Annotated in this window: 24 protein-coding genes and 9 pseudogenes; 22 read left to right on the top strand and 11 right to left on the bottom strand. The window is 37.8% G+C overall.

The window, feature by feature from the left end:
* The first annotated feature begins 130 nt into the window (after nucleotides 1-130).
* From rocF to JCM13188_RS13995, 11 genes and pseudogenes are all read left to right on the top strand, one after another.
* A pseudogene (gene rocF, locus JCM13188_RS14040) lies at nucleotides 131-1034 on the top strand (arginase).
* A gap of 206 nt (nucleotides 1035-1240) precedes the next feature.
* Entirely contained in the window at nucleotides 1241-1813 is a 573-nt protein-coding gene (gene sigW / locus JCM13188_RS14035; RefSeq protein ID WP_054754659.1) for an RNA polymerase sigma factor SigW, read from the top strand.
* Between the two features lie 6 nt (nucleotides 1814-1819).
* Nucleotides 1820-1960 (top strand): anti-sigma factor family protein, encoded by a 141-nt coding sequence (locus JCM13188_RS19465; protein ID WP_279401892.1) that lies wholly within the window; start codon nucleotides 1820-1822, stop codon nucleotides 1958-1960.
* A gap of 59 nt (nucleotides 1961-2019) precedes the next feature.
* The gene (locus tag JCM13188_RS14030; protein ID WP_054754658.1) at nucleotides 2020-2463 is read left to right on the top strand and encodes a polymer-forming cytoskeletal protein; all 444 of its coding nucleotides are present in this window, start codon (nucleotides 2020-2022) and stop codon (nucleotides 2461-2463) included.
* Nucleotides 2464-2584: 121 nt separating this feature from the next.
* Nucleotides 2585-3396: pseudogene (gene cdaA / locus JCM13188_RS14025) on the top strand (diadenylate cyclase CdaA).
* A complete protein-coding gene (locus JCM13188_RS14020) occupies nucleotides 3389-3949 on the top strand; it encodes a CdaR family protein (protein ID WP_054754657.1) in 561 nt (186 codons plus the stop codon). The pseudogene cdaA and the gene JCM13188_RS14020 overlap by 8 nt, the downstream one beginning before the upstream one ends.
* On the top strand, nucleotides 3927-4628 hold the full coding sequence (locus JCM13188_RS14015) for a CdaR family protein (RefSeq protein ID WP_054754656.1): 702 nt from the start codon (nucleotides 3927-3929) through the stop codon (nucleotides 4626-4628). The genes JCM13188_RS14020 and JCM13188_RS14015 overlap by 23 nt, the downstream gene beginning before the upstream one ends.
* 41 nt (nucleotides 4629-4669) lie before the next feature.
* Nucleotides 4670-6011 (top strand): annotated as a pseudogene (glmM, locus tag JCM13188_RS14010) (phosphoglucosamine mutase).
* Between the two features lie 419 nt (nucleotides 6012-6430).
* Nucleotides 6431-8233, top strand: a complete 1803-nt coding sequence (gene glmS / locus JCM13188_RS14005; protein ID WP_054754655.1) for a glutamine--fructose-6-phosphate transaminase (isomerizing) — start codon at nucleotides 6431-6433, stop codon at nucleotides 8231-8233.
* A gap of 375 nt (nucleotides 8234-8608) precedes the next feature.
* Nucleotides 8609-9343, top strand: a pseudogene (locus tag JCM13188_RS14000) (DUF899 family protein).
* A 112-nt stretch (nucleotides 9344-9455) separates the two neighbouring features.
* Nucleotides 9456-9635 carry a hypothetical protein gene (locus JCM13188_RS13995; RefSeq protein WP_054754654.1) on the top strand — a complete coding sequence of 60 codons (180 nt, stop codon included), beginning with the start codon at nucleotides 9456-9458 and terminating at the stop codon, nucleotides 9633-9635.
* Nucleotides 9636-9679: 44 nt separating this feature from the next.
* On the opposite strand, the pseudogene JCM13188_RS19460 reads toward JCM13188_RS13995, so the two are convergent.
* Nucleotides 9680-10195: pseudogene (locus JCM13188_RS19460) on the bottom strand (CueP family metal-binding protein).
* Nucleotides 10196-10211: 16 nt separating this feature from the next.
* Nucleotides 10212-10697, bottom strand: coding sequence for a glycine zipper domain-containing protein (locus JCM13188_RS19455; protein WP_279401891.1), 486 nt, complete (start codon nucleotides 10695-10697; stop codon nucleotides 10212-10214).
* 135 nt (nucleotides 10698-10832) lie between these two features.
* Here JCM13188_RS19455 and JCM13188_RS21340 point away from each other — a divergent pair, with 135 nt between their 5' ends.
* On the top strand, nucleotides 10833-11423 hold the full coding sequence (locus JCM13188_RS21340; RefSeq protein WP_369405060.1) for a hypothetical protein: 591 nt from the start codon (nucleotides 10833-10835) through the stop codon (nucleotides 11421-11423).
* On the top strand, nucleotides 11423-12232 hold the full coding sequence (locus JCM13188_RS21335; protein ID WP_369405059.1) for a Na+/H+ antiporter NhaC family protein: 810 nt from the start codon (nucleotides 11423-11425) through the stop codon (nucleotides 12230-12232). Before JCM13188_RS21340 ends, JCM13188_RS21335 begins: the two co-directional genes overlap by 1 nt.
* A 55-nt stretch (nucleotides 12233-12287) precedes the next feature.
* Here JCM13188_RS21335 and JCM13188_RS13970 read toward each other — a convergent pair.
* Nucleotides 12288-13635: pseudogene (locus tag JCM13188_RS13970) on the bottom strand (alkaline phosphatase).
* A 352-nt stretch (nucleotides 13636-13987) separates the two neighbouring features.
* On the opposite strand from JCM13188_RS13970, the gene JCM13188_RS19450 reads away from it, so the two are divergent.
* From JCM13188_RS19450 to JCM13188_RS13960, 3 genes are read left to right on the top strand one after another with little or no spacing between them, the layout of a single operon-like run.
* Nucleotides 13988-14383, top strand: a complete 396-nt coding sequence (locus JCM13188_RS19450) for an MFS transporter (protein WP_279401890.1) — start codon at nucleotides 13988-13990, stop codon at nucleotides 14381-14383.
* A 34-nt stretch (nucleotides 14384-14417) separates the two neighbouring features.
* A complete protein-coding gene (locus tag JCM13188_RS19445) occupies nucleotides 14418-15200 on the top strand; it encodes an MFS transporter (RefSeq protein ID WP_279401889.1) in 783 nt (260 codons plus the stop codon).
* A gap of 33 nt (nucleotides 15201-15233) precedes the next feature.
* Nucleotides 15234-15629, top strand: coding sequence for a VOC family protein (locus JCM13188_RS13960; protein ID WP_054754653.1), 396 nt, complete (start codon nucleotides 15234-15236; stop codon nucleotides 15627-15629).
* A gap of 85 nt (nucleotides 15630-15714) precedes the next feature.
* Here JCM13188_RS13960 and JCM13188_RS13955 read toward each other — a convergent pair whose 3' ends face one another.
* Nucleotides 15715-16113 carry a hypothetical protein gene (locus tag JCM13188_RS13955; RefSeq protein ID WP_054754652.1) on the bottom strand — a complete coding sequence of 133 codons (399 nt, stop codon included), beginning with the start codon at nucleotides 16111-16113 and terminating at the stop codon, nucleotides 15715-15717.
* A 1-nt stretch (nucleotide 16114) separates the two neighbouring features.
* Nucleotides 16115-16327, bottom strand: a complete 213-nt coding sequence (locus tag JCM13188_RS13950) for a helix-turn-helix transcriptional regulator (protein ID WP_054754651.1) — start codon at nucleotides 16325-16327, stop codon at nucleotides 16115-16117.
* A 160-nt stretch (nucleotides 16328-16487) separates the two neighbouring features.
* On the opposite strand from JCM13188_RS13950, the gene JCM13188_RS13945 reads away from it, so the two are divergent.
* Genes JCM13188_RS13945 through JCM13188_RS13935 form a run of 3 tightly spaced genes read left to right on the top strand, consistent with a single transcriptional unit; the run spans nucleotide 16488 to nucleotide 19322 of the window.
* Nucleotides 16488-17240, top strand: a complete 753-nt coding sequence (locus tag JCM13188_RS13945; RefSeq protein WP_054754650.1) for an alpha/beta fold hydrolase — start codon at nucleotides 16488-16490, stop codon at nucleotides 17238-17240.
* Between the two features lie 6 nt (nucleotides 17241-17246).
* A complete protein-coding gene (locus JCM13188_RS13940; protein WP_054754649.1) occupies nucleotides 17247-17843 on the top strand; it encodes a TetR/AcrR family transcriptional regulator in 597 nt (198 codons plus the stop codon).
* A gap of 57 nt (nucleotides 17844-17900) precedes the next feature.
* A complete protein-coding gene (locus JCM13188_RS13935; protein WP_054754648.1) occupies nucleotides 17901-19322 on the top strand; it encodes a LysM peptidoglycan-binding domain-containing protein in 1422 nt (473 codons plus the stop codon).
* 44 nt (nucleotides 19323-19366) lie between these two features.
* On the opposite strand, the gene JCM13188_RS19440 is transcribed toward JCM13188_RS13935, so the two are convergent.
* Nucleotides 19367-19846, bottom strand: coding sequence for a glucosaminidase domain-containing protein (locus tag JCM13188_RS19440; RefSeq protein ID WP_279401888.1), 480 nt, complete (start codon nucleotides 19844-19846; stop codon nucleotides 19367-19369).
* 83 nt (nucleotides 19847-19929) lie between these two features.
* Nucleotides 19930-20721, bottom strand: a complete 792-nt coding sequence (locus tag JCM13188_RS19435; RefSeq protein ID WP_279401887.1) for an N-acetylmuramoyl-L-alanine amidase — start codon at nucleotides 20719-20721, stop codon at nucleotides 19930-19932.
* Between the two features lie 135 nt (nucleotides 20722-20856).
* Between JCM13188_RS19435 and JCM13188_RS13925 the strand changes: the two genes are divergently transcribed.
* Entirely contained in the window at nucleotides 20857-21141 is a 285-nt protein-coding gene (locus JCM13188_RS13925) for a DUF6958 family protein (protein WP_054754647.1), read from the top strand.
* Between the two features lie 20 nt (nucleotides 21142-21161).
* Here the strand turns inward: JCM13188_RS13925 and JCM13188_RS13920 are convergent.
* A pseudogene (locus JCM13188_RS13920) lies at nucleotides 21162-22074 on the bottom strand (phosphatidate cytidylyltransferase).
* Nucleotides 22075-22174: 100 nt separating this feature from the next.
* On the opposite strand from JCM13188_RS13920, the gene JCM13188_RS13915 reads away from it, so the two are divergent.
* Entirely contained in the window at nucleotides 22175-22726 is a 552-nt protein-coding gene (locus tag JCM13188_RS13915; protein WP_054754646.1) for a hypothetical protein, read from the top strand.
* 1 nt (nucleotide 22727) lies between these two features.
* Here JCM13188_RS13915 and JCM13188_RS13910 read toward each other — a convergent pair whose 3' ends face one another.
* Nucleotides 22728-22928, bottom strand: coding sequence for a hypothetical protein (locus JCM13188_RS13910; protein WP_054754645.1), 201 nt, complete (start codon nucleotides 22926-22928; stop codon nucleotides 22728-22730).
* A 138-nt stretch (nucleotides 22929-23066) separates the two neighbouring features.
* Here JCM13188_RS13910 and JCM13188_RS13905 point away from each other — a divergent pair.
* Nucleotides 23067-23267, top strand: a pseudogene (locus JCM13188_RS13905) (YczO family protein); the annotation flags it as partial.
* Between the two features lie 161 nt (nucleotides 23268-23428).
* On the opposite strand, the gene JCM13188_RS13900 reads toward JCM13188_RS13905, so the two are convergent.
* On the bottom strand, nucleotides 23429-23995 hold the full coding sequence (locus tag JCM13188_RS13900) for an NADPH-dependent FMN reductase (RefSeq protein WP_054754643.1): 567 nt from the start codon (nucleotides 23993-23995) through the stop codon (nucleotides 23429-23431).
* A 12-nt stretch (nucleotides 23996-24007) separates the two neighbouring features.
* Nucleotides 24008-25062: pseudogene (locus JCM13188_RS13895) on the bottom strand (LLM class flavin-dependent oxidoreductase).
* Nucleotides 25063-25136: the final 74 nt, after the last annotated feature.

Below are 25136 nucleotides of genomic sequence, written 5' to 3'. Positions count from 1 at the left end.
TTTAATTTAGGGAGAAATAGACCATCTCTGTAAGCGCTGCCAATACTGCATATTTATTCATGATTTTGTCCAGTTGAACCATCCTATAGTTATGGATAAAATGTTGACAGATAAGAGGGGGTAAATGCGTATGAATCAGAAACTTGGAATTATTGGGGCTCCAATAACTATAGCACAACCAAATATGGGGGTAGATCTTGGTCCGGATGCTATTAGACATGCAGACTTAGTGGAACGTCTAAAGAATCTTAAAATAACTATAAATGACTATGGCAATGTTTCTGTACCTATGACAGGTACAAATCAAATAGATCCTGAGACTAGTTTAAAAAACTTAAATGAGGTTTCACAAGGGAATGAAAATATAGCTGAAAAAGTAAAAGAAATTAAAAGTAAAGGCGATTTTCCATTAATATTAGGTGGAGACCACAGTATTGCTATTGGTACAATTGCTGGCCTTCATCATCACTATCAAAACATGGGAGTCATTTGGTATGATGCTCACCCAGATTTAAACACAGGTCAAATTTCTCCATCAGGTAATATTCATGGAATGTCACTTGCTGCAAGTATCGGTATTGGTCATGACCGTCTTATCAATCTAGGTGGTAAGGGGCCAAAAGTAGATCCTAAAAAATGTCGTTATTATTGGCGCCCGCTCAATCGATGAAGGTGAGAAAGAAATCATTCGCGAAAACGGTATTAAAGTCTTTACGATGCACGATATTGATCGTCTTGGTATGGATTACGTTATGAAGAATTCGATTGAATATTTAGAAGAACAAACGGATGGTGTGCATTTAAGCCTAGATGTCGATGGGATTGACCCAGCCCATACACCGGGAACTGGAACACCAGTTGAAGGTGGTCCTTCTTATAGAGAAACGAGATATGCCATGCAGTTATTGCACGAATCAGATCTATTAACATCCGTTGAAGTCGTTGAAGTTAATCCACTATTAGACAATCAGAATAAAACGGCAGAGGTTGCAGTGGACATGCTAACAACTTTATTTGGAGAAAAATATTTATAAATATCTTTGAGTAGCCAAAGCACCTAGTTGCGTGCTTTGGTTTTCTTTTTTCTAACAAATTTTGAATTAAAATTTAATTTTTGTAAATTTTAGGTATAATGTAATGAAAGGGATTAGGGTCATGCGAATTTTTTACATATAAAATGAAACCTTATTGTTTTTAAGACGTATTAAAGCATGACCGCATTTTTTTGCGGGGGACAAATATGGAATTTAGGTTAGCGCAGTTAATCAAACAAGTTAAAAAGGGTAATCACGAAGCGTTTGGTGATATTATTGATCAGTATCAACATGGAATCTACCAGCATTGTTATCGCATGTTAGGGAATCATCATGATGCACAAGAAATCACACAAGAAACGTTTGTTCGAGCATATACAAGTATCCAATCTTTTAAACAAAAGAACAAGTTTGCACCTTGGTTGTACCGAATTGCGACAAACTTAAGCATTGATTGGATGAGAAAGAAAAAGCCCTTGCACATATTGGATCAACCAATAAATGATGATCACAGTAATACATATCTAGATCAAATCAACCATGAGGGTCCGACTCCTGATGAGAGTGTTGAGGCTCAAGAACTAAATGATACGATTCAAGAAGCTATACTTGAGCTACCTGTTAAGTACAGAGCTGTGATTGTGCTAAAATACGTAAGGGAATTGTCATTAGAAGAGATAGCGGAAACATTAGATTTACCCGTGGGGACTGTAAAAACCCACCTTCACAGAGGGAGAGAGGCTTTAAGAAAAAGTCTTGTTAAGACCATTAGGAGCTGATTGAAGATGGCGTGTAACCACATTTTCGAGGAAGAGTTACATCGATTATTAAATCATGAGTTAAGTCATGATGAAGAAAATTGTTTAAAACATCACTTGATGGAATGTAAAGAATGTCAGGTTCATTATCAAGATATTAAAAAGTAGACCAGAAACTTTCTGAAGTACAAGAAGTAGAGGCCCCTGGTGACTTAAAAACTAATATTATGAGCCGTTTACCTGAAGATACAAAAACTAAGAAATTCTCGAAGACTATTAAAGAGCATCCACTAATCTCAGCTGCTGTTGTATTCTTTATCATGGTGTTTACGTCGACAGTTAGCAGTTTTCACTCAAACCAGCAATTATCTTTATCTAAGCATGAGGGTGTGATCACAGAGGGGGACCGTGTGATTATTCCTGAAGATCAAATCATTGAAGGTGATTTTATCGTTCGGAATGCAGAGGTTGTTTTGATGGGTAAAATTAAAGGCAACCTAACCCTTGTTAACAGTCAAATTGTCGAATCAAGTAACAATCATAATTATCAAGTTGCGAATATATCACATCATGTAGAGGGTAAAGTAGTTGAAATTGATCAATACTTTGCCTGGATGTATCATCGAGCGGAAAATGAATTTAAGAGCTTTTTATCATTTGTTAGTCCTTAACGTTTAGCATTTAGTTGCTAGACGTTTTATTTTGCGATTATAGGAAAAACAATTTATGCTATAATTAAGGTGGCATATAATGTAGTAAAGATAGAAATAAAGTCATAAGGGTGTGTGGCCTGTGTGGGAAGAGTTTGACCTTTTACATATCCTCGGAATCGTACTCGACATTGCGGTCGTATGGTTCGTTATATATAAATTATTTACGTTAATTCGTGGCACTAAGGCTGTCCAATTACTAAAAGGAATCTTTGTTGTCTTAGGTATTTGGTTTATTAGTAATATTCTAGGGTTAACAACTGTCCAGTGGTTAGTCGTTCAAGCGATTGACTGGGGTTTCCTCGCAGTGATTATCCTTTTCCAGCCTGAAATTCGTCGTGCTTTGGAACAATTAGGGCGTGGCAGTATCTTCTCTCGTCATTCTCATTCACAGGAAAAAGCGATTCATGACACAATTGAAGCAATCGTTAGTTCTTGTAAGTATATGAGTAAGCGCCGGATTGGTGCTTTAATAACAATAGAGCGAGAAACAGGTATGAGTGAATATGTAGAAACGGGTATCAATGTAAATGGTAAGTTAACGAGTGAGTTATTAACGAATATATTTATGCCTAATGCACCATTGCATGACGGGGCTGTCATTATTAAAGATGATGAGATTGTAGCTGCAGCTTGTTATCTTCCGTTAAGTGAAAGTCCTTTTATCTCGAAGGAACTTGGAACTAGACACCGTGCAGCAATGGGAGTTAGTGAGGTAACAGATGCGCTGACGCTTGTGGTGTCAGAAGAGACAGGTATGATCTCAGCTACGAAAATGGTGAGCTTCATCGAAAATTAGAAGAAGAAGATTTGAGGAAGATGCTAACTAAAGAATTACAAGCCAATCAAGAAAGTAGCAAATCGTGGAACTGGAGGGGAAGAACGAATGGATAAATGGATTAAAAGCCCATGGTTCACACGGATTGTGTCATTGTTTCTAGCCCTCTTACTGTACTTGACAGTTTCAATAGATGAAAATGCTTCACAGTCACAAGAATCATTTTTCTTTCCTCAAGGGACGACAGAAGCTGAAACAATGGAGAATGTTGCATTACAAGTTGAGTTAGATGAAGGTCGTCATGTCGTGCGTGGTGTGCCCGATACAGTGGAAGTGTCCATTGAAGGTCCAGTCGGCGTAGTGACGCAAGCTGTAAGGCAGCGTAACTTTGATGTGTTTATTGATTTAAATGGTTTAAAACCAGGCACTCATGAAGTGGATGTTCAACATAATGGGTTATCCAGCCAGTTAAACGTTGTCATTCAACCTCAGACGGTTGAGGTCACCATAGAAGAGCGTTCTAGTATTAAACAGCAAGTAGAGTTAGAATTCGTAGGAAGAAATGGTACTGACCTATCTGAAGTCTTTGCGTCTGAACCAACCATTGACCCTAAAGAAGTTGAAGTTTCAGGACCCAAGTCAGAGATTGAAAAAAATTGGCATAGTTAAAGCGATTGTTAATTTTGAAGACCTAACAGAGGATGGAAATGCTAATAATATACCAGTTAAAGTATATGACTCTCAAGGTAATGAACTCAATGTCTATATTAATCCGTCGACGGTTAACGTTGAAGCGGATGTATCTATGGCGGACAAGCGTCTACCAATTGAGACTGAAACAACTGGTAAATTAAGTGAGAACCTCGTTTTGGAAAATATAAAGGTAACTCCAGTTACAGCGACAATGTATGGGTCTAATGAAGCTCTAGATGGAATTGACCAAATTGATCCAATTATGGTAGATTTATCAGAAATTAGTGAAACGACTACGATTGAACATCAATTAGAAACACCAAATGGGGTTAGAAAAGTAGAACCTGAAACAATTGAAGTTGAGGTAGTTGTAGAAAATGCTGAGGAACGAGAGTTAACCGAATTAGATATTGAAGTCGAAAACTTAGCAGAAGGTAAAGACATTACCTTTGTGGAACCTGAAGAGCCTTTAATTGACGTGACTTTCATTGGTAAGGCATCTGATTTAGAAGAGTTAAGTAAAGAAGATGTCCGCGTGTGGATAGACGTATCGGAAACCATAGAAGGTGAAGTCTATAAAGATATAAACATTGAAGCGCCAGACGGTATACGCTACAAAACAGAAACAGAACGGGTTAGAGTCCGAGTAGAATAAATAGATTAGAAATATGGAAGAGAATAAAGGAGCGAAATAATATGGGTAAATATTTCGGTACAGACGGTGTTCGCGGCATAGCAAACAAAGACCTAACACCAGAATTAGCTTATAAACTAGGCCGTTTTGGCGGTTATGTTTTAACAAAAAATGCAACAGAAAAGCCAAGAATTCTAGTTGGTCGAGACACTCGTATTTCAGGAGAGATGCTAGAAGGCGCATTAATCGCAGGTATTCTATCTGTTGGGGTCGAAGTGATGCGATTAGGTGTCATCTCAACTCCAGGAGTTGCTTATTTAACAAAGGCCTCAGGTGCTCAAGCTGGCGTCATGATTTCAGCTTCACATAATCCAGTTGAAGATAATGGAATCAATTTTTGGATCTGATGGGTTTAAGTTATTAGATGCGCAAGAAGATGAAATTGAAGCCTTATTGGATGGTGAAGATAATCTTCCTCGTCCAGTTGGCGGAGACATTGGACAAGTGATGGACTACTATGAAGGTGGCCAGAAATACTTACAACACTTAAAACAAACGGTTGATACTGACTTTGATGGGGTCAAAATTGTGTTAGACTGTGCTCATGGTGCAACATCACCACTCGCATCCCATTTATTTGCGGACCTTGAAGCGGACATAATGGCTATTGGAGCATCCCCAGATGGTCTTAATATTAACGATGGATATGGATCAACTAATCCTGAAAAACTGCGTGAAACCGTGATTGAGCAAGGTGCAGACCTAGGGTTAGCTTTTGATGGTGATGGAGACCGTCTTATTGCCGTAGATGAGAAAGGAAATATTGTAGATGGCGATAAAATTATGTACATTTGCGGAAGCTATTATAAAAGTCAGGGCCGGCTGAAGCAAGATACAGTCGTAACAACAGTCATGAGTAACATCGGGTTATACCGTGCATTTGATGAATTAGGTATTTCAACAGCAAAGACTAAAGTTGGAGACCGTTATGTCATGGAAGAGATGCGTAAGAATGATTTCAATTTAGGTGGCGAACAATCAGGACACCTTATCTTTTTAGATCACAATACAACGGGTGACGGGATGTTATCAGCGTTACAACTCGTAAATGTTATGCAAGAAACTGGCAAACCTTTATCTGAATTAGCTGAGGGTATGACGAAATTCCCTCAAGAACTAAAGAACGTTCGTGTAACTGACAAACATGGTGTTACTGATAACGAAAAAGTTAAGCAAGAAATTGATCGCGTTGAGCAAGAATTAGGCGATAAAGGCCGTGTACTTGTACGCCCTTCTGGTACAGAGCCAGTTGTACGCGTCATGGTTGAAGCGCCAACTAAAGATGACTGCGATAAATATGTGAAACAAGTTGTTAAAGTCATTGAGGAACAATTAGGAATGTAAATTGCATACTTATAGAAGAGGCATAGGGTGTTATAGTGCCCTATGCTTTTTGTTAATAAAATGTAATTGACCAATCGCTTGAATTTAAAGTAAAATATGAGTTGTGCTGTTTAAAATGCACGTTATTCGGGAATGGAAAGGAGCGTAGTCGGAAAACTTAATATTAAAGCGCCAGGACTATTTCTATGGACGGTTTAACTAGAAATAGTTGACGAGGAGAAGGTTTCATCGAATCATCGGCGGGTGCCTTCCAGCTGCACGTCATCTCAGCTGTGTGTTTTAGTTGAAAACATAGAGGTAACTCTATGCACAACCAACTAAAATAAGATGACCTAAAAATACAGAATACGAGAAAGGGGCAAACGAATGCCCCTGACATCAGGAGTTTGTTTGCCTCTTTCCATAGGAGGTAACACGACATGTGTGGAATTGTAGGATATATTGGTAACAAAGACGCAAAAGAAATTCTTTTAAAAGGACTTGAAAAATTAGAATACCGTGGCTATGACTCAGCAGGTATTGCGGTACGTTCAGATCAAGACATGAACGTATTTAAAGTAAAAGGACGTATTGCGACCTTACGCGATGCTGTGGATGAGAATGTTAAGGCCACAACTGGAATAGGTCATACACGTTGGGCAACTCATGGTGAGCCAAGCGAGACGAACGCTCACCCTCACCAAAGTACATCTGGCAGATTCACTTTAGTTCACAATGGTGTGATTGAAAACTACCAAGAACTTAAAAGTGAGTATCTTGAAGGTGTGAACTTTGTTAGTGAGACAGATACTGAGGTTATTGTTCAGTTAGTTGAGAAGTTCGCACAAGAACTAGGTAATACGCTTGAAGCATTCCGTAAAACAGTTAGCCTATTACATGGCTCATATGCATTAGCGGTATTAGATTCAGAAAATCCAGATGAAGTGTATGTTGCGAAAAACAAAAGCCCATTATTAGTTGGCTTAGGTGAAAACTTTAACGTTGTCGCTAGTGACTCTATGGCAATGTTACAAGTAACCGATCAATTCGTTGAGCTAATGGATGAAGAAGTGGTCATTGTTAAACAAGACAGCGTAGAACTTCAGAAATTAGATGGCACACCAGTTAAACGTGAACCATTTACAGCAGAAATTGATGCAAGTGACATTGAAAAGGGCACTTACCCTCACTTCATGTTGAAAGAAATCGATGAGCAGCCGTTCGTCATGCGTAAAATCATTCAAGAATATCAGGATGAAAATGACGATATTAAGCTAGATGAAGATATTCGTAAAGCCATGAGCGAGTGCGATCGTGTATATATTATCGCAGCTGGCACAAGTTATCACGCTGGCTTAATCGGAAAAGAATTTTTAGAGAAAATTGCAGAAGTACCAACTGAAGTACACGTTGCAAGTGAGTTCTCATATAACTTCCCACTTCTATCTGAAAAGCCGTTATTTGTGTTCATCTCACAAAGTGGTGAAACAGCGGACTTACGTTCAGTATTAGTGGAAACCAATAAATTAGGACACCCAGCACTTACGATTACAAACGTGCCGGGATCAACCCTTTCTCGTGAAGCAAATTATACGATGCATCTACATGCAGGACCTGAAATTGCCGTTGCATCAACAAAAGCTTACACAGCACAAATGGCCGTATTAGCGATCTTAGCTGTAGATACAGCTCGTGCTAAAGGCTTAACATTAGATTTTGATCCAATGAAAGAATTAGGAATCGTTTCAAGTGCCATGGAAGCTCTATGTGACCAAAAGGAAGTTTTCGATCAAATCGCTCGAGATTACCTTTCAACAACACGTAATTGCTTCTTTATCGGACGCGGACTTGATTACTACGTTGGATTAGAAGGTGCTTTAAAACTAAAAGAAATTTCATATATCCAAGCTGAAGGATTTGCGGGCGGAGAGCTTAAGCACGGTACAATCGCGTTAATCGAAGATGGTACCCCTGTAATTGCCCTAGCAACACAAGAACACGTTAACAGCTCAATCCGAAGCAACGTACAAGAAGTTGTAACGCGTGGAGCTAATGACTGTATCATTAGTTTAGAAGGACTAGATCGTGAAGGTGACGCATTCGTCATTCCAACAGTTCATAACCTATTTACACCATTAGTGTCCGTATTACCATTACAACTAATTTCTTACTACGCAGCCCTTCATCGTGACTGTGACGTTGATAAGCCGAGGAATCTAGCAAAATCTGTAACAGTGGAATAATGATAAAGTTTAAAGCTGAGGTTATTTAGCCTCAGCTTTTTATATTCACATAAAATACTTTTTATAGGAGTTAATGGATTAAAATCTCCTTAAGAAACAATTTATACTGAAAATTCTAAATATTCCTTGATAAGAATATTCCTTATAAGGTATTTTGTGTACATAAAGAGTGTAAAGATACTTATTAAATAACTCGACGTGATATTGTGGAATTGAATTATTTCATTAAATGGAAAAGTATCTTCCTACAAGAGGGAGCAACAATTGAGATTTATGTTAATGGTTTTAAACAGCAGATTGATGAGGTAAATTTCTTTACAACAAGTAGTTACTGCCGATTCTATAGAAAAAAGCTTTAAAATAGGAGGTAGTTATATGAATGATTATTTTAGCAATTCTGCTTTGCCTAAAGTGGTCGCTCGATCCACTTGGCAAAATGAACTGAATGAGTTGCGAATCCGAGAGAAGGCGCATACTCGTGAAGGTGACGCAATTGCGGCAGCCCGTCGACGGTTGCCTATGGTGGAGGTGGATTCGACCACCCCACTAATCGGACCAGATAGCCCAGCTACTTTGCTGGATGCGTTTGAAGGTCGCAGCCAGTTAATTGTTTACTTCCACATGTGGCACACAGGCAAACCCGCATCTGAGCAGTGCGAGGGCTGCACATTTTCCACGACTCACATTAATGAGCTATCCTATCTGCATTCAAGGGACGTAAGCTATGCCACTTTCTGTGAGGGACCATTCGAGGAGAGTTAGAAATATCGCAACTTTATGGGCTGGACGATACCCTGGTATTCGGTGCCGCAGGAATCAGTAGATCGGTTAATCGTGGACAGGCATTTCGGTATCTTAGTCTGTTATCTCCGTGACGGTGAGAGGGTCTACGAGACCTACTGGACAACCGGGCGTGGCAATGAGCTGATGTCACCTTCGTACGGATTATTGGATTTGACTGTTTACGGTAGGCAAGAGTTCTGGGAAGATTCGCCAGAGGGTTGGCCGCAGCATTGGGGCTCCAAAGGTGGTCAGTTTCAACAGAACGGTCGTCCAACTGCTCAGTGGCCCCGCTTGGCAGCCGGACGTTCCGACGAACTCAGATCCTAAAAGATTATCCAATTGTCAAATGATATAACTAAGGAGAATGGTTGTAATTAAGGGTGTATAATTGTTTTTCCACTCCTCAAACTAAACATATAAAATTAGAGGAGTGAACAACATGGACCGTAAAGATCAACGAAGTCAAAACAACCAACATAGCCGCCTGAATAAAAATAAAATAACAGACGAACTTAATCCAGATGATTTTGATCAAAAAGAGGAAAAGCTTAATAACGGCCGAATACAAGATGATATAACAGATGAATTAAATCCAGATGACTTTGATCAAGAACGATAAACAAAAAACCCTTCAAAATGAATTTGAAGGGTTTTTAAAACATCTTAGGATAATCGCATTGTGGTAATACAAGTTCCATCTGGCTCATACGTAGAAATTTTTGCTCGGCGATCTTTCCATCGTGCTTTACTGTTACGTTATATGTTTGTTCCCGCGGAAGCCATAAATCAAAGAAGCCATTTTTAAATGTCTTCATTTCTTTATCAACAATGACTTCACCATCTTGATTCTCGATATAAACATCAAATGTCTCTTCAACCATCTCACCTTGACAGCCAGTTAAGCTATGGTTGGTACATGGATGTGTTTGGTTTACAAATGGGGCAATAGAGACAAAAACTCGTCTTCTGGTAAGTCATAAATTTTTCTTGTCCATCCTGATCTTGAATAATGAGTTTTTCTGACGTGATGGAAGCAGAACCTTCTGTTATTTCATCAGTGCTATAATCATTCACGAGTTCCTTTATATCAACATCTCCTGATGATGCTTCTTCACTTTGCCCGCATCCAGTTAAAATGACTGAAACCAATATAGTAGTTAATAAAAATTTTAATTTCATCTATTATGACGCTCCTTTATGTTCTAGTAAGCAATAAGATTATATCATTTTCCTTTCTTTTTGCATCTGAATCCATTCCACTACCAATCGCAATGCCAAGTGTCATTCCTATGGGAATTCCTAAAGCCAAGTTGTCAAAAAGAAGCATACCTAAGGCAACACCAAGACTAATCCCGACTGACATATATAACGTCATATAATGATTCTCAGGTACTAGCCCGTGCTTTTTTTGTAAGTGATTTTTTATGTTATTCGTTTGTTTGTGATGACGTTGATAATCTTCTTTATTTAGATCGTTGATTCTATGTTGTAAATCTCTGAAGTGGCGCTCTAAATCCTCTAAGAAATTAACACATTCTTCACACTCATTAGCATGGTCATCTAATCGTTTAGCAATTCTTATGTATTGATCTAATCCAAGTTTGGTTACCATCTTTTCATTGAGTTGTTTTTTTATGAATTCTATATCTTTCACAATCTGATCGACAGAATTACTATCCATGTGCGATTCCCCCTGTATTTGAAATACATCACCTTAACTTTATCATATATTTACATTGTATATATTTTTTTATAAATGATACGTCGGTGAAGTGGTAACAATAGGATTTATAGGAGTGAGTTTAATGGAACAGACGTGGCTTTCATTAATTCCGTTTGTCATTGTGATCGTTTTATCCATTACGTTAAAAAGATTCTTCCTGGGCTCGTGTTAGGGTTAGTGGTTGGGGCATATTTAGTTGATTTTAGTATTTTAAATGGTGCTAAAGAATCGGTTACTTATGTGGTTGAAACGATTGCTGACCCTGGGAATATTAATATCATTGCTTTTCTATATTTATTTGGTGGTTTAATTGGCATGATGCAAATTTCTGGTGGGGTTAAAGGGTTTTCTGAGTGGGCAAGTGAGAAAATTGGTTCTGAACGGGGGCTTTTATCAGCCATTTGGCTAACCTTACCTTTCACTTTTATGATGCCAATGTTTCGAATCATGATGATTGGACCAGTAGTTAAATCGCTACTTAAAAAAGTTAATATGTCCAGCTGGAAAGTCGGTTTTACAATGGATATCTCGACTAGTTCAGTCATTGTGTTATTACCAGCTGCAACGGCATTTGTAGGATTTATGGTTTCGATTATTGAAGGCGGAATCCAGAAACATAATTTAGAAGCAGATGCTTATGAAGTATTTCTATCCAGTATTCCTTATAACTTTTGGCGATTGTAATGTTAATCATCGGGTTGATTTGGACATTTTGGTCGAAGCCTAAGAAAAAAGACAAAAGTCAACATTCCAAACAAAAGGAAAAATACCATAGAAAAGGAATTAAGAAAGAGCTATCTACTGTTAAAGCTCAGCCTTGGAACTTAATTGTCCCGTTATTTTTACTGCTTGGGTTAACGTTATTTTTGTTATGGCAGGATGGGATGGAGAAAGGTGCCGAAAGTATATTTGACGCTTTTGCAGAAGCGGATGCAACCTTTATTATATTACTAGCTGTGTTTATCACGTTAATATTTACATTTATTTTTTACATGATCAGAAAACAAAAGCTGGATGAAACGTTGTATCACTTTTACGATGGCGGAAATCAGTTAATGGAACCAATAATACTACTGATTTTAGTATGGGCACTGTCTCTCGTTGCAGAGGATCTTGGCTTTTCTAAATTTATAGGTGCGACATTAGGGTCATTTTTACCAGCCTTCACAATTCCGGCGATTGTATTCTTAGTTGGTTCTGTTGTGAGTTATTTTATCGGGTCATCATTCGGAACGTGGGGAATCTTTATGCCACTTGGTGTCGCCCTTGCCGCATCAACTGGTGCTTCCCTTCCAATGACAGTTGGAGCCGTGTTTGCGAGCGGGACATTTGGTGCTATGACGTCCCCACTTGGAGATACGACGATCACGACGGCATCTATTATGAATGTGCCGCTTATAGATTATGCTCGCTACAAGCTTAAAATAGTCTCGATAGGAGTTGGAATTGCTGCTATTTTGTACCTTGCGTTTGGGTATTTTATAGGTGCGTAAAAATATAAAAACCACCTTAAAGGCATATAGCACTTTAAGGTGGCACTGTTTTGGTTTATTTAACTCTTTTACCTGACATCAATTCCATCATAATTTTTCCAAGTTCATGGTTGTCATGAAGTCCATTAAACAACTCAGATTGAGGTCCATATGCGTATACGTTAACGTCTACGCCATCATGCCCGCCGGTAGTCCATCCTGTTCCTGTGCGTTTATTAAAAATCTCTTCAATAGCGTTATCAATTTCAGTGCCATCTTCTGACTTAGCAGCTTCTTGTACAGATGTTAATTCTTTAGACGTTAGTTCAAAATTTATATTTTCTGTTAGAACGTCTTTAACTTCTTTACCATCTGCAATTTGCTCAGCCATGTAGTCAGGGGTGTGTTCAGCTTTTGTAATAGCTGTTGGGTCAAATTTATATTCACCATCTATTCCCATAGTTAGGCCACCAGTTGAATGATCGGCAGTGGTCACAACAAGTGTGTGTTTATCTTTCTTCGCAAATTCAATCGCTGCTTTATAAGCTTTTTCAAAATCTTTCATTTCGCTCATAGCTGCTACAATATCATTGTCATGTCCTGCCCAATCAATCTCACTACCTTCAACCATTAAAAAGAATCCATCTTTGTCTTTGCTTAGTCGATCAAGAGCGGCGCTGGTCATTTCTTCTAGTGAAGGCTGGGAGTCTGGTCGATCAATAGCGTATTCTAAGCCGACTGGGGCAAATAAACCAAGTAGTTGATTATTTTGGTTTTTTGCAGCTCTTCTTTAGACGTTACATAACTATATCCATCTTGTTCGAATTCTTCTGCAAGGTTGCGATCATCTCGAACAAAGTAATCGGTACCGCCACCAAGCATGACATCAATTTTGTGTTCTCCATTAATGAGTTCGTCATAATAATCACCGGCAATTTGGTCATAATCATGACGTGATTCATCATGGGCTCCGAATGAAGCGGGTGTTGCATGGTTGATTTGTGAAGTGGAAACAAGTCCAGTTGCTTTACCTTGTTTCTTGGCTAATTCAAGGGCAGTTGGAACTTCTTGTGTTTCCATATCTACTGCAATAGCCCCGTTGTATGTTTTAATTCCTGAAGAAAGTGATGTAGCTGCTGCAGCCGAGTCTGTAATACTTTCTTCATGATCCCATGAATAAGTTTTTGCATACCGACAAAATGTTCATCGAATGCTGTGTTTTCCATATATGGTGTAGATGGGTCGTCTTGTAGGTAACGATAAGCTGTATTGTAAGCTGGCCCCATACCATCTCCTATTAAAAAGATGACGTTCTTAATTTTTGCCTGTCTTTTAACATTTTGATCCGCTGTTACAGTATCATTTGCGAGAGAGAAGCTAGTAAAGATTGAACCTACCAATACTCCTGCGATGACAACACTCATTATTTTTTTGAATAGGTGCTTGTTTAACAAAATATTTCCTCCCTTAATGGTTGATGTGTAACATTGGCCAATTAGGAAGATTCTTTTGATTAAATTGTGCACAATTTAAAGAAGCTCCCTTTCAAGTCCGATTGTACAATAGAGTTAAATGGGAAACTACAACTCTAGCAAACTCTTAACACAAGCTTTACAAAAATTTAAAGTGTTACAAACTTTTGGATTACGACATGGAATTATTAGGAAGATAAATGAGGTAACCAACGCAGTCAAAAATATGGAGTGCCATTAAGTTCAGAATTTTTTAACATTTATTAACTTGATCTTGTGGTAATCTAAATTTAGGAGGTGGGTTATGAGGAGTGAGTGGAGAAATGCCGTTTATCTTCTAGCATCACTGAGTTTAGGTAATCTAGGAAACTTTATTTATTTAGTTTGTATTAATATTTTAGTTTATAACAATACGGGTTCTGCCACAGCAGTTGCTGCACTATGGTTAATCGGACCTCTAACTAACATTATTACGAAGTTTTGGACTGGAAGTTACATAGATTTTCGTAGCAAACGGAAAATCATGATTCAAACGTACATAGCTAGAGGATCTTTAATTATACTGATTCCTCTTATGCCCCATATCGTTTTTATTTATATTATTTTAATTTTACTAAGTATTGCTAATGCTTTTTTCGGGCCTTCATCGATGACTTATATAACAGTAATTATTCCAAAAGATATGAGAAAACGTTTTTAATTCCATTAAAAGCTTTACTTCATCAACAGCGTTTATGATTGGACCAGCTATAGGGGGTTCGTTAATTTTACTATTGGACCTTCAAACAACACTCTGGATAAATGGAGGGTTCTTTATTCTAGCGGCACTATTACTTATGAAAATAGCTGATAAAGAGAATCTGGATTTGAAGTCAGCTCCTAAATTAACATTAAAACAGGTCATAGATGATTTTGGAGTGGTCAAGCATTTTATGAAGCAAAATCTCTATGTATCGGCCATTTATTTAGGCTTTATATTTGTCATGGTAGCAACATTTGCAATGGATGCCCAAGAGATTGTTTTTACACAGCAAGTCATAGGGCTAAGTGAGACGGAGTACAGTTTACTCATTAGTATCACAGGAATTGGATCGGTGGCTGGTGGTGTGATCTTATCTTTCCTATCGAATAATTTTTCATTAAGATTCATGATTAGTATTGGGATTTTACTGTCATCTATTGGATACGTCATCTATGCCCTTTCATGGTCGTTTATCTCGATTACAGTTGGCTTTGTGGTACTTGGTTTTTTCTTAGTGTTTTTAAATGCAGGAATCACTACATTCTATCAAAATAATGTGCAGTTAGATTTAATGGGAAGAGTTACGAGTATCATTCAGTTAGTTCAAAGTGCTGCACAGGTTTTACTTGTTTTAGTTGTTGGTTTTCTAGGTGACATTCTGTCGTTAAGAATTACGATTATAGGTTTATCACTATCAATGTTAATATTGTCTTTCATTTTTGTTTATTTTGTAAATGAAACGAAATACAATTATTTGTATAAAGATACTGCTTAAGGTGGTATACATAAAGTAAAAGGGAGTGATTAAATGAAACAAGTATCCCCATTCTTAATGTTTCAAGACGGTAAGGCTGAAGAGGCGATGAATTTTTATACGTCAATTGTTGACGATTCGCAGATCAGTGAGATTAAACGTGCTGGAAAAGAAGGTCCTGGTGAAGAAGGAGAAATCGTACAAGGAACATTCGTGCTTAAAGATCAGGAGTTTAGATGTATGGATAGCTCGATTAAACATGAATTTGATTTCACTCCATCGTTTTCTATCTTTTTAGAGTGTGATTCAGAAGATGAAATTGAAGAACTGTTTCAAAAATTAAGTGATGGCGGGAAAGTTTTAATGCCCTTAGACAAATATGAAATTAGCAGAAAGTTTGGTTGGGTAAATGACCGCTATGGTGTATCTTGGCAGTTGAATCTGCAATAACCACATAGAGTCGTGAATCGATAATCCAAAGACTGTTAATGAACTTAGTCGAGTGCATTTCACATAGGAAATGCACTCTGTTTTGTTATTTAAAAATTTTTCTAGCGAATATATATTGAACTATTGGATATATAATAACTGCTAAACATAAAGCAGTAAGTATTAAGACATTGCCTAAACTACTGAGACTTCCGTTTACGATGTTTTCAATAAACCAGAATGCTAGTAAAAGAACCGTTAAAATATAGTAACTAATTCTCCCACTCTTATCCTTAATTTGTTTACCCATTTCATCTTTTTCTGTTTGACGATCACTACCCCAAGTTGCGAATTGGAAGAACACTAGAACAATTAAGACCCACATAATAATATCTGCCATTTGTCCTTCTTCATCATTAATGAAATCTGTAATGTACAACCCTAAGAATACTATTACAATTATACCTAAGAGTATGGCTCCAACCAATTTTAATTTTTCATACACCTTACCTCCTTTTATTTTCTTTAATTTCAAATTGAAAAAGATCATCGACATTGGTATTTAATAGATAAGCAATCGTAAAAGCGAGGTTTAAAGTTGGATCGTATTTATTATTCTCTATAGCATTAATGGTTTGACGTGAAACATTTGATCGTTTAGCTAATTCTTCTTGAGATATTTTCATGGCTTTACGTAATCCTCTAATATTATTTTTCATTAAATACCGCCTACTCTTTGTAAAATATATTTGACATTTTCATTGTATTTTAAAATAGAAAAATGTCAAATATGTTTTACATTTTATTTTTTGTTTTTCTATTGACTAAACGGTCATTCAATGTAAAATGAAGTTATAAATTCTTTTTGGAGGGTTGCCCATGGATTTGCATTATGAGACTAGGGGAAAAGGTCCTGTAATTGTTCTGCTTCATAGTGGAGGAGTTGATATGCGGGAATGGTCGTATTTAGTGCCTTTATTAGTCAAACACTTTAAAGTTATTACATTTGATGCGCGAGGAGTTGGAAATTCGCCATCGCCCACTACAAGTCAGGTCGATTATGTAGATGATTTGCTAAAGCTTCTTGATTATTTAGAAGAACCTCAAGTATCACTAGTTGGTCATTCAATTGGTGGACAAATTGCGACAGAGTTTGCGTTAATGTACCCTGAACGTGTTGAGAATCTAATATTAATTGCGCCTTCGCTGTCAGGGTTTGAGTATTCTCATGAATTTAAGAAATATCTAGATAACATTAATCAAGCTGCGCCAGATATTAACAAAATGGTTGATTTATCATTAAAGGGATCCCTGTATAAGGTGGTCATGGCTGGTGAACATCGTGATTTTATGGTTGAAATGCACCGGAAATACTTTGAACGAGTATTACAATGGCCCGCTTTTGAGATGATTTGGCCTGCGCCTCCTGCTAATAAAAGGTTAACCAACTTAACCGTAAAGACCTTACTTTTAATAGGAGGTGTCGATTTTAAAGATAATCATCGTGTTTTAAATTGCTTCGATGTAGCCTCAGATGTTTGTAATTATGAGATAATAAATGCAGATCATATGGTAACTCTTACTCATCCTTCAGAACTTTATGAACAAATCACTAACTTTATTAAGGAATGATTGTTAATGCCCAGAAACCAAGAAGAAAATGAGCGTATACGTAATAAAACAAAAGAGAAAATAATTCAAACTGCAATGGAGTTATTTATTAGGCAAGGGTATCATGCAACTTCAATTAGTGCGGTTGCTAATGAAGCAGGAATTTCTAAGGGCTTGTTATACAATTATTACAAAGGCAAAGAAGAACTAATTGCGACCATGGTAAACATGCGAATTCAAAATGTAGCTGAGGTTATAGAAGGTGCTAGAACACTTAAAAATCCGGATAAACAACTAAAATATATTATTGAGCATGCTATTCACAATGTCTATAAAGAACCGCAAGTTTTTCGATTTTATTTGCATCTACAAACACAACCCATAGAAGATGAAGTATTAATTAAATATAGTCAGATACTTATTGAAGAGAATGCAAGACAATTTGAGATTCAATGTCAAATTTTTGAAGAGTTAGGTGTTGATGAACCTAAGAAACGATCCTTATACTTTTCATCAACACTTCAAGGGGTTATGTTAATGATTTCAACTTACCCGAATCAATTTCCCATTGAAGAAATAAAAGAACAGGTCGTGAGTGAGTTTTGTGATACTCATCTTAAATAAGTTTTAACGAATACCTGGTAGGTCAAGAGAATATAGTGTTGGCAGGGAGGAGTGAATATGATTAATGCCCCTGTTCAACATTTTTATACGGTCAAAAGAGGAGATACCTTATCCCGGTTAGCGAGACGTTTTGGCCTTACAATTGGTCAGTTATCATCTGCGAATAATATCGCAAACATAAATAATTTAATAATTGGTCAGCAGCTTTCGATTCCAAAGCCATTTCTTTCACATCGTGTCAGAAGTGGAAACACCATTTATAGTATATCTCAAATGTATGGGGTGGATCCGCAATCTGTTATCAACCTTAATCAACTACGGCCACCTTATACCATTTTTCCAGAACAACGCTTAATAATCCCGCCAGGACTCCCGTATTACACTGTTCAACCTGGAGATACATTGTATCAGATTGCTAGAAGATATAATGTTAGGACAAATCAGTCGATTAATTTCCCTTTATTACAAGTAGTCAATCAATTAGCAAATACAACAATTTTTCCAGGGATGCAATTAGTCGTTCCCTATGCACCTCCTGGAGGGGGAGGGTTAATTGCATATAATTCTAACCATGGAGGTTCCTATGATTTGTGGCTATACCATCCAGCTAATGGAACGCATCAAGGATTAACCAATCAATTGGCAGATACCTTCACAGTCCCTTCTTGGTCTCCAGACGGCATGAAAATAGCATTTATTGGACTCAATTATGTTGTGTTCGTGCTAAATCTATTAAATGGACAATTATCGCAGATTGATCAATTAAGTCAAGATGATGTTTTAACAATAGATTGGTCTAATGATCATCATACAATTGCTTATACAAAAGGTAATCAAATTGTTTTATATAACACGTTAAGTCATCAGGCAAAAATGATTAATAATCAGCTACCTAGAGACGTTCAATGGTATCCGAATGGTGAAGAGCTTTTATTCTCAGCATTGGATGCAGGCGGAATGAGACAAATGTATAAAATTAATATAGATGGCAGTAATGAAGTTCAGTTTACAAATCAACAGGCCCCAGTAAACTTTTTAAGATTATCTCCGAATGGAACATTGGCTTTATTTACTTCACCAGGTGCAAGTATATCCATTATTCATACGCTCGAATTAGACACAGGCAATATATTTGGTATTTCAGGTGGACCACTGGCAAAAGATTATAATCCTGTGTGGTCGCCAGATTCATCGCAACTTGCTTATAGTGCTACTGCTTTCGATGACGAACAAGGTTATTATTCACAAATTAAAACCGTGGGGAGCAGAGGAGGAAATGATTTAATAAAATCTACTTCTAATTGTTTTTCTACCCCTATAAGATGGTCACCGAATGCTCAAAGTCTAATCTACTTAGCAGGTTGTACAGAAGAAAGTTTCGCTAATTCGATGTGGTATGTAGACCTGAATACAATGAATCCGATTCAGTTATTTAATGTTAGAGGTAGTATAACTTCTTTAAATTGGTCTAGCACTTAATAGAAAAAGCTGAGAACTTTTTTTAATTCTCAGCTTTTACATATCTATTTCGATAACTTATTTCTAATCTGATTAAGCTCATTGACCGAGAAGTCTATCATTTTCTGATAAATCGTTAAAATCATCTGGCCATAATTGTCACCAGGAACTGCCCATTTACCGTTCAGACCAATCCAAGTTGGAGCGCTTCCTCTTGTGACTAAATCGAATCGTGGATCGACTAGTTTTTCGCCTTTTGGTAAAGGTTTGGTAGAAGCATAGGCATACAAGTGCTGAATGTGAGCTCTGACGCCTTGTTCAGGGGAGTCAAAGCTTGCTCCAGGATTATCTGGTCCAGTTGCACCAATTCCAGCGTAGTTATTTTGATCAGGCTTCACGACGCCGGTAAACCTAAAGTAATCTGTTTCATGAATAGCCTGGGCAAAAGCAATGTCCCCGCGGATATTATATTTTTTACCTAAGTTGAGATAGTAGTTAGCAAGGTTTGGAGCATCTTGATTGATTTCCTTTACGAAACGTTGCATTAGTTCAGGAGATAGAAAGGTATTTCCTTGAATGGAGTAACCGGATGGTTTTTCTTTTGGAGTTTGATCGACTTCACCTTCTGTTAAGATGTAAGCATCTTGAATACCAGCATTTTTTTTACTTCTTCTAAGCGAGCTTCGGCATTTTCCCTAATAGAAAAGGCGCCTGCTTGAACGCGATACCAAGTTGTTCCTGATATTGTAACTGTTGTGATAAAAGAGTCAATCCCTTGGTTTTGAAGGTATTCCACGCGGTTTTCGGCATTGTCGCGTGTCTGAAAAGCACCTGCAATGACTTTGTATATTGTTTCACCTGAGTCTTGTTCTTTTCGTTTTAAGTTAAAGGCTTTTGCTAGTCCGTTGACGTGTCCTTGGGCAACATCTTGACGCCAATTCTCGTCCGCTATAAGTTTGTTGTCTTCTGGGTGGTCAATGAACCCATTTTCCGTCAGCATGGCATGCATGGTAGTTTCCCTAAGAACGTGGAAATTTGCTTTCTTTTTACCTCGGTTAACTAATCTATTCAATTGAATAATCTCTTCATGAATGATATCACGATACTGAGCAGTTTGGGATGAATCGGAAAGACTGCTGTGAATGTAATCTTCATAACCTTGGGCGTTTCCGTTATAGGCATTACAGTGAATGGATAGATAGAAATCAGCTCCCCAAGCATTGGCCTCATTCGAGCGCGCATTAAGTGATTTAGTTTCATCACTGTTTCGGCTCATCAAAATATCTACATTTTCAAAGTTATGAGTTAACAGATTTTGAATTCGTCTTGCGATATCAAGGTTCACATTTTTCTCAAGTAAACCGTAACCTGTTGCCCCAGAATCGGTGCCACCATGACCAGGATCTAAATACAATTTCATATCATCCCTCCTTATTAATTAAGTTTTGTTACCATAATATTATATGAAATCTCTTATTTTTGAAGTGGACCTTTATAGTATTTTTAGTGAAATAAATAGAATAGAATCTGGTAAAATAAACCTAGAGGTGATGATATGGGTAATAGAATTAAGTTACAACACCCGAATTCAGACAAACATATGCAATCCATCGACAAAGAGAAGTACAATCAAATTAAAGATGTCATTTTGTCAGTTATAGAAAAACATGAAGGAATTACGTTTAAAGAGTTATCAAAAGAAGTATTGACTGCTGTAAAAGATAGTTTTGATGGGTCACCTTCTTGGTACTGCACGGCTGTCAAATTGGATTTAGAAGCTAGAGGTCTCATTAAGAGAATCGATTCAAAAAGCCCGCAGAGGTTAAAAATAAACAGGTAGCATGTGGCTGCTACCTGATTCTACATAAAGTCAAAAAAGTATCTGACAACATGGAAAAAGACAGGGGACGTATAGGTTAGACTATCAACACGGCTAAGATATTTGTCCTTGAGGGACTCTTGTTTTCGTGATCTGCTATGAGTAAATCACGTTTTAAAAATGAGATTGTCACGCCACCTAAAAATCCAGCAATCCCAATGATGACGCCAGATAAAATCCCGAGGTCAAATCAAACGTGGTTAAGTAAGGGTATAAATAATAGGACACAATGGTCGTAATGGTTATTGATGCCAAGAATCCTTCCCACGTAATGTAGGGATGAGCCGTAGGGACGACCTTGCGTTTACCTAAGTAAATGGAAACGATATACTGAACCACATCATTAATCTGGGTAAGAATAATGAGGAATAAAACAAGATTGGGTCCAAGTTCAGGTGAAGCAATTGGGTAATAAGCTAAATGGCTAAGGCCGAACACCATTAACATCAGACCCCATTGAGTGAAGCTCACTGATTGTAAGAATCCCAATGTCCCTTTACCGAGAATCCGTGGTAATGGTAGAAATAAGAATACATAAACAGGAATAAAGACGATAAACATGCCATACCAACCGATATAAATCCAATAAAATTGAAGCGGGATAACAAGGTAAGTCCATAAGAACAAACGGCGATCAGATTTTCTAGTTTTCATCATCGAAAAGTACTCTCTTAAGGCAAATAAACATAAAATCATAATTGAGATTAGAGAAACGATTGGATTGAATAATGTTGCAAAACTAAAAACCACAAGCATTCCCCACCAAGTTTTGACTCGTGCTTGAATCGCTGTGAAATCTTTGTGCGCTTGCTTCTTTTTGACAAAATATAAAGCTGTGGACGCTGAGAGTAGGGCGATTAACAAAATTGATAAGGTCCATACGGTTTCAGTCATAAGAGGTTCACCTCTATTCTTAAAAGCTGCATTCATCTTACAGTATATCGTATATAATGAAAAGTAAGAATTTTTTATAATATTTTGAAAGAGGGATACGATGAGTGAGCAACAGGTGTATATTGTGCTATCAGATACGGGGACGTTATTCACGAATCTAATAAAATCCTATACCAGAGCCCCTTACAATCACGCATCCATCGCGTTTGATTCGGAGCTTAAAGAAATGTATAGCTTTGGGCGCAAGAATCCTAGAAACCCACTTCATGGCGGTTTTGTCAAAGAAGATGTGTTAACGGGGACGTATAGTTATTACCCTGAGACGACCTGTGTGATTTATAAATTAAGTGTGACTGATCGCGAAATTGAAAAGATGAAACGGATTTTAAATGTGTTTATCAGGAAGAACGATAAGTTTTTATATAACTTCCTAGGTGTGGTTGGCGTGTCAATTAAGGAACCGATTGAATTTAGCAATTCGTATTTTTGTTCGCAGTTTGTAGCGGAAGTATTAAAGCGGTCAAGTATAAACCTTTGGGATAAGCTTCCGGCCATGGTAACACCAGAGGATTTTCGCAAAAGCGACCGTCTAGATCTGATCTATGAAGGGAAGTTGTTTGAATTTGAACCTGTGAAAAGGAGCAATGGTTAAATTAACCTTGCTCCTTTTTCGTCCTTATATGTGCCTTCCAGGTGTTGATGGATGTAGGGATCCCAATTACAACCGCTACCCAGAAACTCCAAATAGCATAACCCCACTCACCAGTGTAAATGGATAGCCCAACAAAGAATAATAACTGCCCAACAGTCGCAAACCAAATAGCAATCCAAGCCAGAGTCACATTTTCTTTCATTTCAGACCTCCCAATAATGGTATTTAAGCTATTATATCATATTTTAGTATGTTTAATTATAGTCAATTCAGGTAAACAAGTTAAAAGTCTTAATTTAGGTGGTGATGCTATGAGCGATAAAAACAAAAGGACTTAAAAAAGAAAGACACAGTGGATAACAAGCGACAGAGCGCCTATGAAGAAGAACGTAGTGAACTGCACAAGTTCAAAGATCAGCAGCTGACCGACGAGATTCCACTAAAAGACTTAGAAATAGAAGAGAAGAATACGAAAGACAAGAAGAACAGCCAAAGCACATCCCAAACTGAGAAGAAATACCGCAATCCTAAGGAAAAATAATTGGGTTAGATAAACTCAGAAAAACGGTAGATAAAAACGAGTTTTTTACCCCGTCGACAAATTTCACGGTAGATATATTTGAAACTGGGGTAGATAATTTCAAAAATAGGTTAGATATAATAAAAGAAGGCTTTGCGTCTAAGCGCAAAAGCCTTTCCTTTTTAAAAATCGTATTTAGCATCTTCTTCTTCTCGGATGCGTTGGTAGGTTTCGGTTAACACTACTGTGTCATCAACTAGACGCTCGATGCGGAATAGGACATCATGATTCACAATTTCTTTTCGCTGAAAATCTTCCTGCTCAATAAAAACGTAGGACTGAACGATTTGAGCTTTCATATAACCAAGAATCGGCTTTAGTTGATTTTCTAATATCAAAAAATGCTTAGAAGATCCGGCCGTTGCGAGCATGCTGACGACTTTGTCACGGAACGCATTAACGGGTAGTAGGTCAAAGATATTTTTCAGAGTTGCAGGTATTGATGCTTGGAAAATGGGCGTTCCTATGATAATCGCATCTGCTTCCATGATCGTTTTTGTGACGTAACCTGTATCACCTTCATACTCGAGATAGTTACGTCCGTCACTAAACTGAATGTCATAATCAGCCAGGTCAATCAACGTCACCTTATGACTAGGATACTTTTCACTTAACAATTTAACCGTATAATCCATGGCTGTTCGGGTTTTTGACCCGACAATAGAGCCTGATAGAGCTACAATCTTCATCTATAATCCTCCTTACTTCTTCGTGTACTTACGAATGGCTGGTAGTACCTCAGATCCGATCGTATCAATGTTACGCTTTAGTTTATCGAACGTCACCCCACCAAAATCCATCTGTGCGATATAGCGTTGATGGCCGAAGAGTTCATGTTGGTAAAGAATTTTTTCAATGACTTCTTGTGGGCTACCAATATTCATGACATCGCGTGGGTCTGCGCCTTGAGCGAAATGCTGTTTAGGGAAGCCTTGGCCGTTTGTACGTTTCATGCCTTCATTAATGTGAGGGTACGTCTCGCGTTGAGCTTGCTGCGTTGTTTCAGCAGTATAGAAAAAACCAGCCGTCGATACTGGAAACTCAGCAGGGTTATAACCACTTGATTCTAATGCGTCTCGATATGCGTCAATTGAACGTTTAAAAATTGTTGCTGGACCTCCTAAATGAGCTAAGTACATCGGTACGCCCGCATAACCTGCTTTCCTTGCGCTTGCAGGTGTACCCCCTACTGCACGCCAAATTGGCATCGAGCCGTCTTGTGGTCGAGGAAGCACGCGTGCATTACGAAGCGGAGCACGATACTTTCCTTCCCAATTAACGACTTCGTTTTCATTTATGTTTACTAGTAGGTCAAATTTTTCCTCAAACAAATCTTCATAGTCTCTTAAGCTGTACCCTAAAAGCTCAAAGTTCCCTACACGTGACGCTCGCCCAGCCACAATCTCAGCACGGCCTTTTGAAATAAGGTCAAGCGTTGCAAAGTCTTCATACGCGCGGACAGGATCAAGAGTACTAATGATAGTTGACGAACTAGAGATTTTGATTTTTCAGTAGCCTGAGCAATTGCCGATAACACGACTGTGTGCGCCTGGGTCGTGAAGAAATCCTGGTGGCTCTCACCGACACTAAAAAAGTCGAGCCCGGCTTGTTCAGCCAGTTGAGCTAACTCAATGATTTCGTGAATTCGCTGTTGTGCAGAAATTCGTTCACCCGTTTGTGGATTAGGTAAGTGATCGCCCAATGTATACAATCCAAACTCAAGACCATTACTAGGGTCTATGCGATATTGTTTCATATGTAAAAACCAAACCTTTCAAGTTTTTGTTTTAACTTTCTTTGTATCATAATTTATGATAACTCAATCTGTTG

The sequence above is a fragment of the Piscibacillus salipiscarius JCM 13188 genome, from assembly GCF_001311865.1.
Taxonomy (GTDB): Bacteria; Bacillota; Bacilli; order Bacillales; family Alkalibacillaceae; genus Piscibacillus; species Piscibacillus salipiscarius.
Note: the sequence above shows the minus strand (reverse complement) of the source record. Positions and strands in the feature narration are given on the sequence as shown.

Coding starts and splice junctions, on each gene's coding strand:
- sigW (WP_054754659.1), top strand. CDS start 1,241: ATGGAATTTAGGTTAGCGCAGTTAATCAAACAAGTTAAAAAGGGTAAT.
- JCM13188_RS19465 (WP_279401892.1), top strand. CDS start 1,820: ATGGCGTGTAACCACATTTTCGAGGAAGAGTTACATCGATTATTAAAT.
- JCM13188_RS14030 (WP_054754658.1), top strand. CDS start 2,020: ATGAGCCGTTTACCTGAAGATACAAAAACTAAGAAATTCTCGAAGACT.
- JCM13188_RS14020 (WP_054754657.1), top strand. CDS start 3,389: ATGGATAAATGGATTAAAAGCCCATGGTTCACACGGATTGTGTCATTG.
- glmS (WP_054754655.1), top strand. CDS start 6,431: ATGTGTGGAATTGTAGGATATATTGGTAACAAAGACGCAAAAGAAATT.
- JCM13188_RS13995 (WP_054754654.1), top strand. CDS start 9,456: ATGGACCGTAAAGATCAACGAAGTCAAAACAACCAACATAGCCGCCTG.
- JCM13188_RS19455 (WP_279401891.1), bottom strand. CDS start 10,697: ATGGATAGTAATTCTGTCGATCAGATTGTGAAAGATATAGAATTCATA.
- JCM13188_RS21335 (WP_369405059.1), top strand. CDS start 11,423: ATGTTAATCATCGGGTTGATTTGGACATTTTGGTCGAAGCCTAAGAAA.
- JCM13188_RS19450 (WP_279401890.1), top strand. CDS start 13,988: ATGAGGAGTGAGTGGAGAAATGCCGTTTATCTTCTAGCATCACTGAGT.
- JCM13188_RS19445 (WP_279401889.1), top strand. CDS start 14,418: ATGATTGGACCAGCTATAGGGGGTTCGTTAATTTTACTATTGGACCTT.
- JCM13188_RS13960 (WP_054754653.1), top strand. CDS start 15,234: ATGAAACAAGTATCCCCATTCTTAATGTTTCAAGACGGTAAGGCTGAA.
- JCM13188_RS13950 (WP_054754651.1), bottom strand. CDS start 16,327: ATGAAAAATAATATTAGAGGATTACGTAAAGCCATGAAAATATCTCAA.
- JCM13188_RS13945 (WP_054754650.1), top strand. CDS start 16,488: ATGGATTTGCATTATGAGACTAGGGGAAAAGGTCCTGTAATTGTTCTG.
- JCM13188_RS13940 (WP_054754649.1), top strand. CDS start 17,247: ATGCCCAGAAACCAAGAAGAAAATGAGCGTATACGTAATAAAACAAAA.
- JCM13188_RS13935 (WP_054754648.1), top strand. CDS start 17,901: ATGATTAATGCCCCTGTTCAACATTTTTATACGGTCAAAAGAGGAGAT.
- JCM13188_RS19440 (WP_279401888.1), bottom strand. CDS start 19,846: ATGCAACGTTTCGTAAAGGAAATCAATCAAGATGCTCCAAACCTTGCT.
- JCM13188_RS19435 (WP_279401887.1), bottom strand. CDS start 20,721: ATGAAATTGTATTTAGATCCTGGTCATGGTGGCACCGATTCTGGGGCA.
- JCM13188_RS13925 (WP_054754647.1), top strand. CDS start 20,857: ATGGGTAATAGAATTAAGTTACAACACCCGAATTCAGACAAACATATG.
- JCM13188_RS13915 (WP_054754646.1), top strand. CDS start 22,175: ATGAGTGAGCAACAGGTGTATATTGTGCTATCAGATACGGGGACGTTA.
- JCM13188_RS13910 (WP_054754645.1), bottom strand. CDS start 22,928: ATGAAAGAAAATGTGACTCTGGCTTGGATTGCTATTTGGTTTGCGACT.
- JCM13188_RS13900 (WP_054754643.1), bottom strand. CDS start 23,995: ATGAAGATTGTAGCTCTATCAGGCTCTATTGTCGGGTCAAAAACCCGA.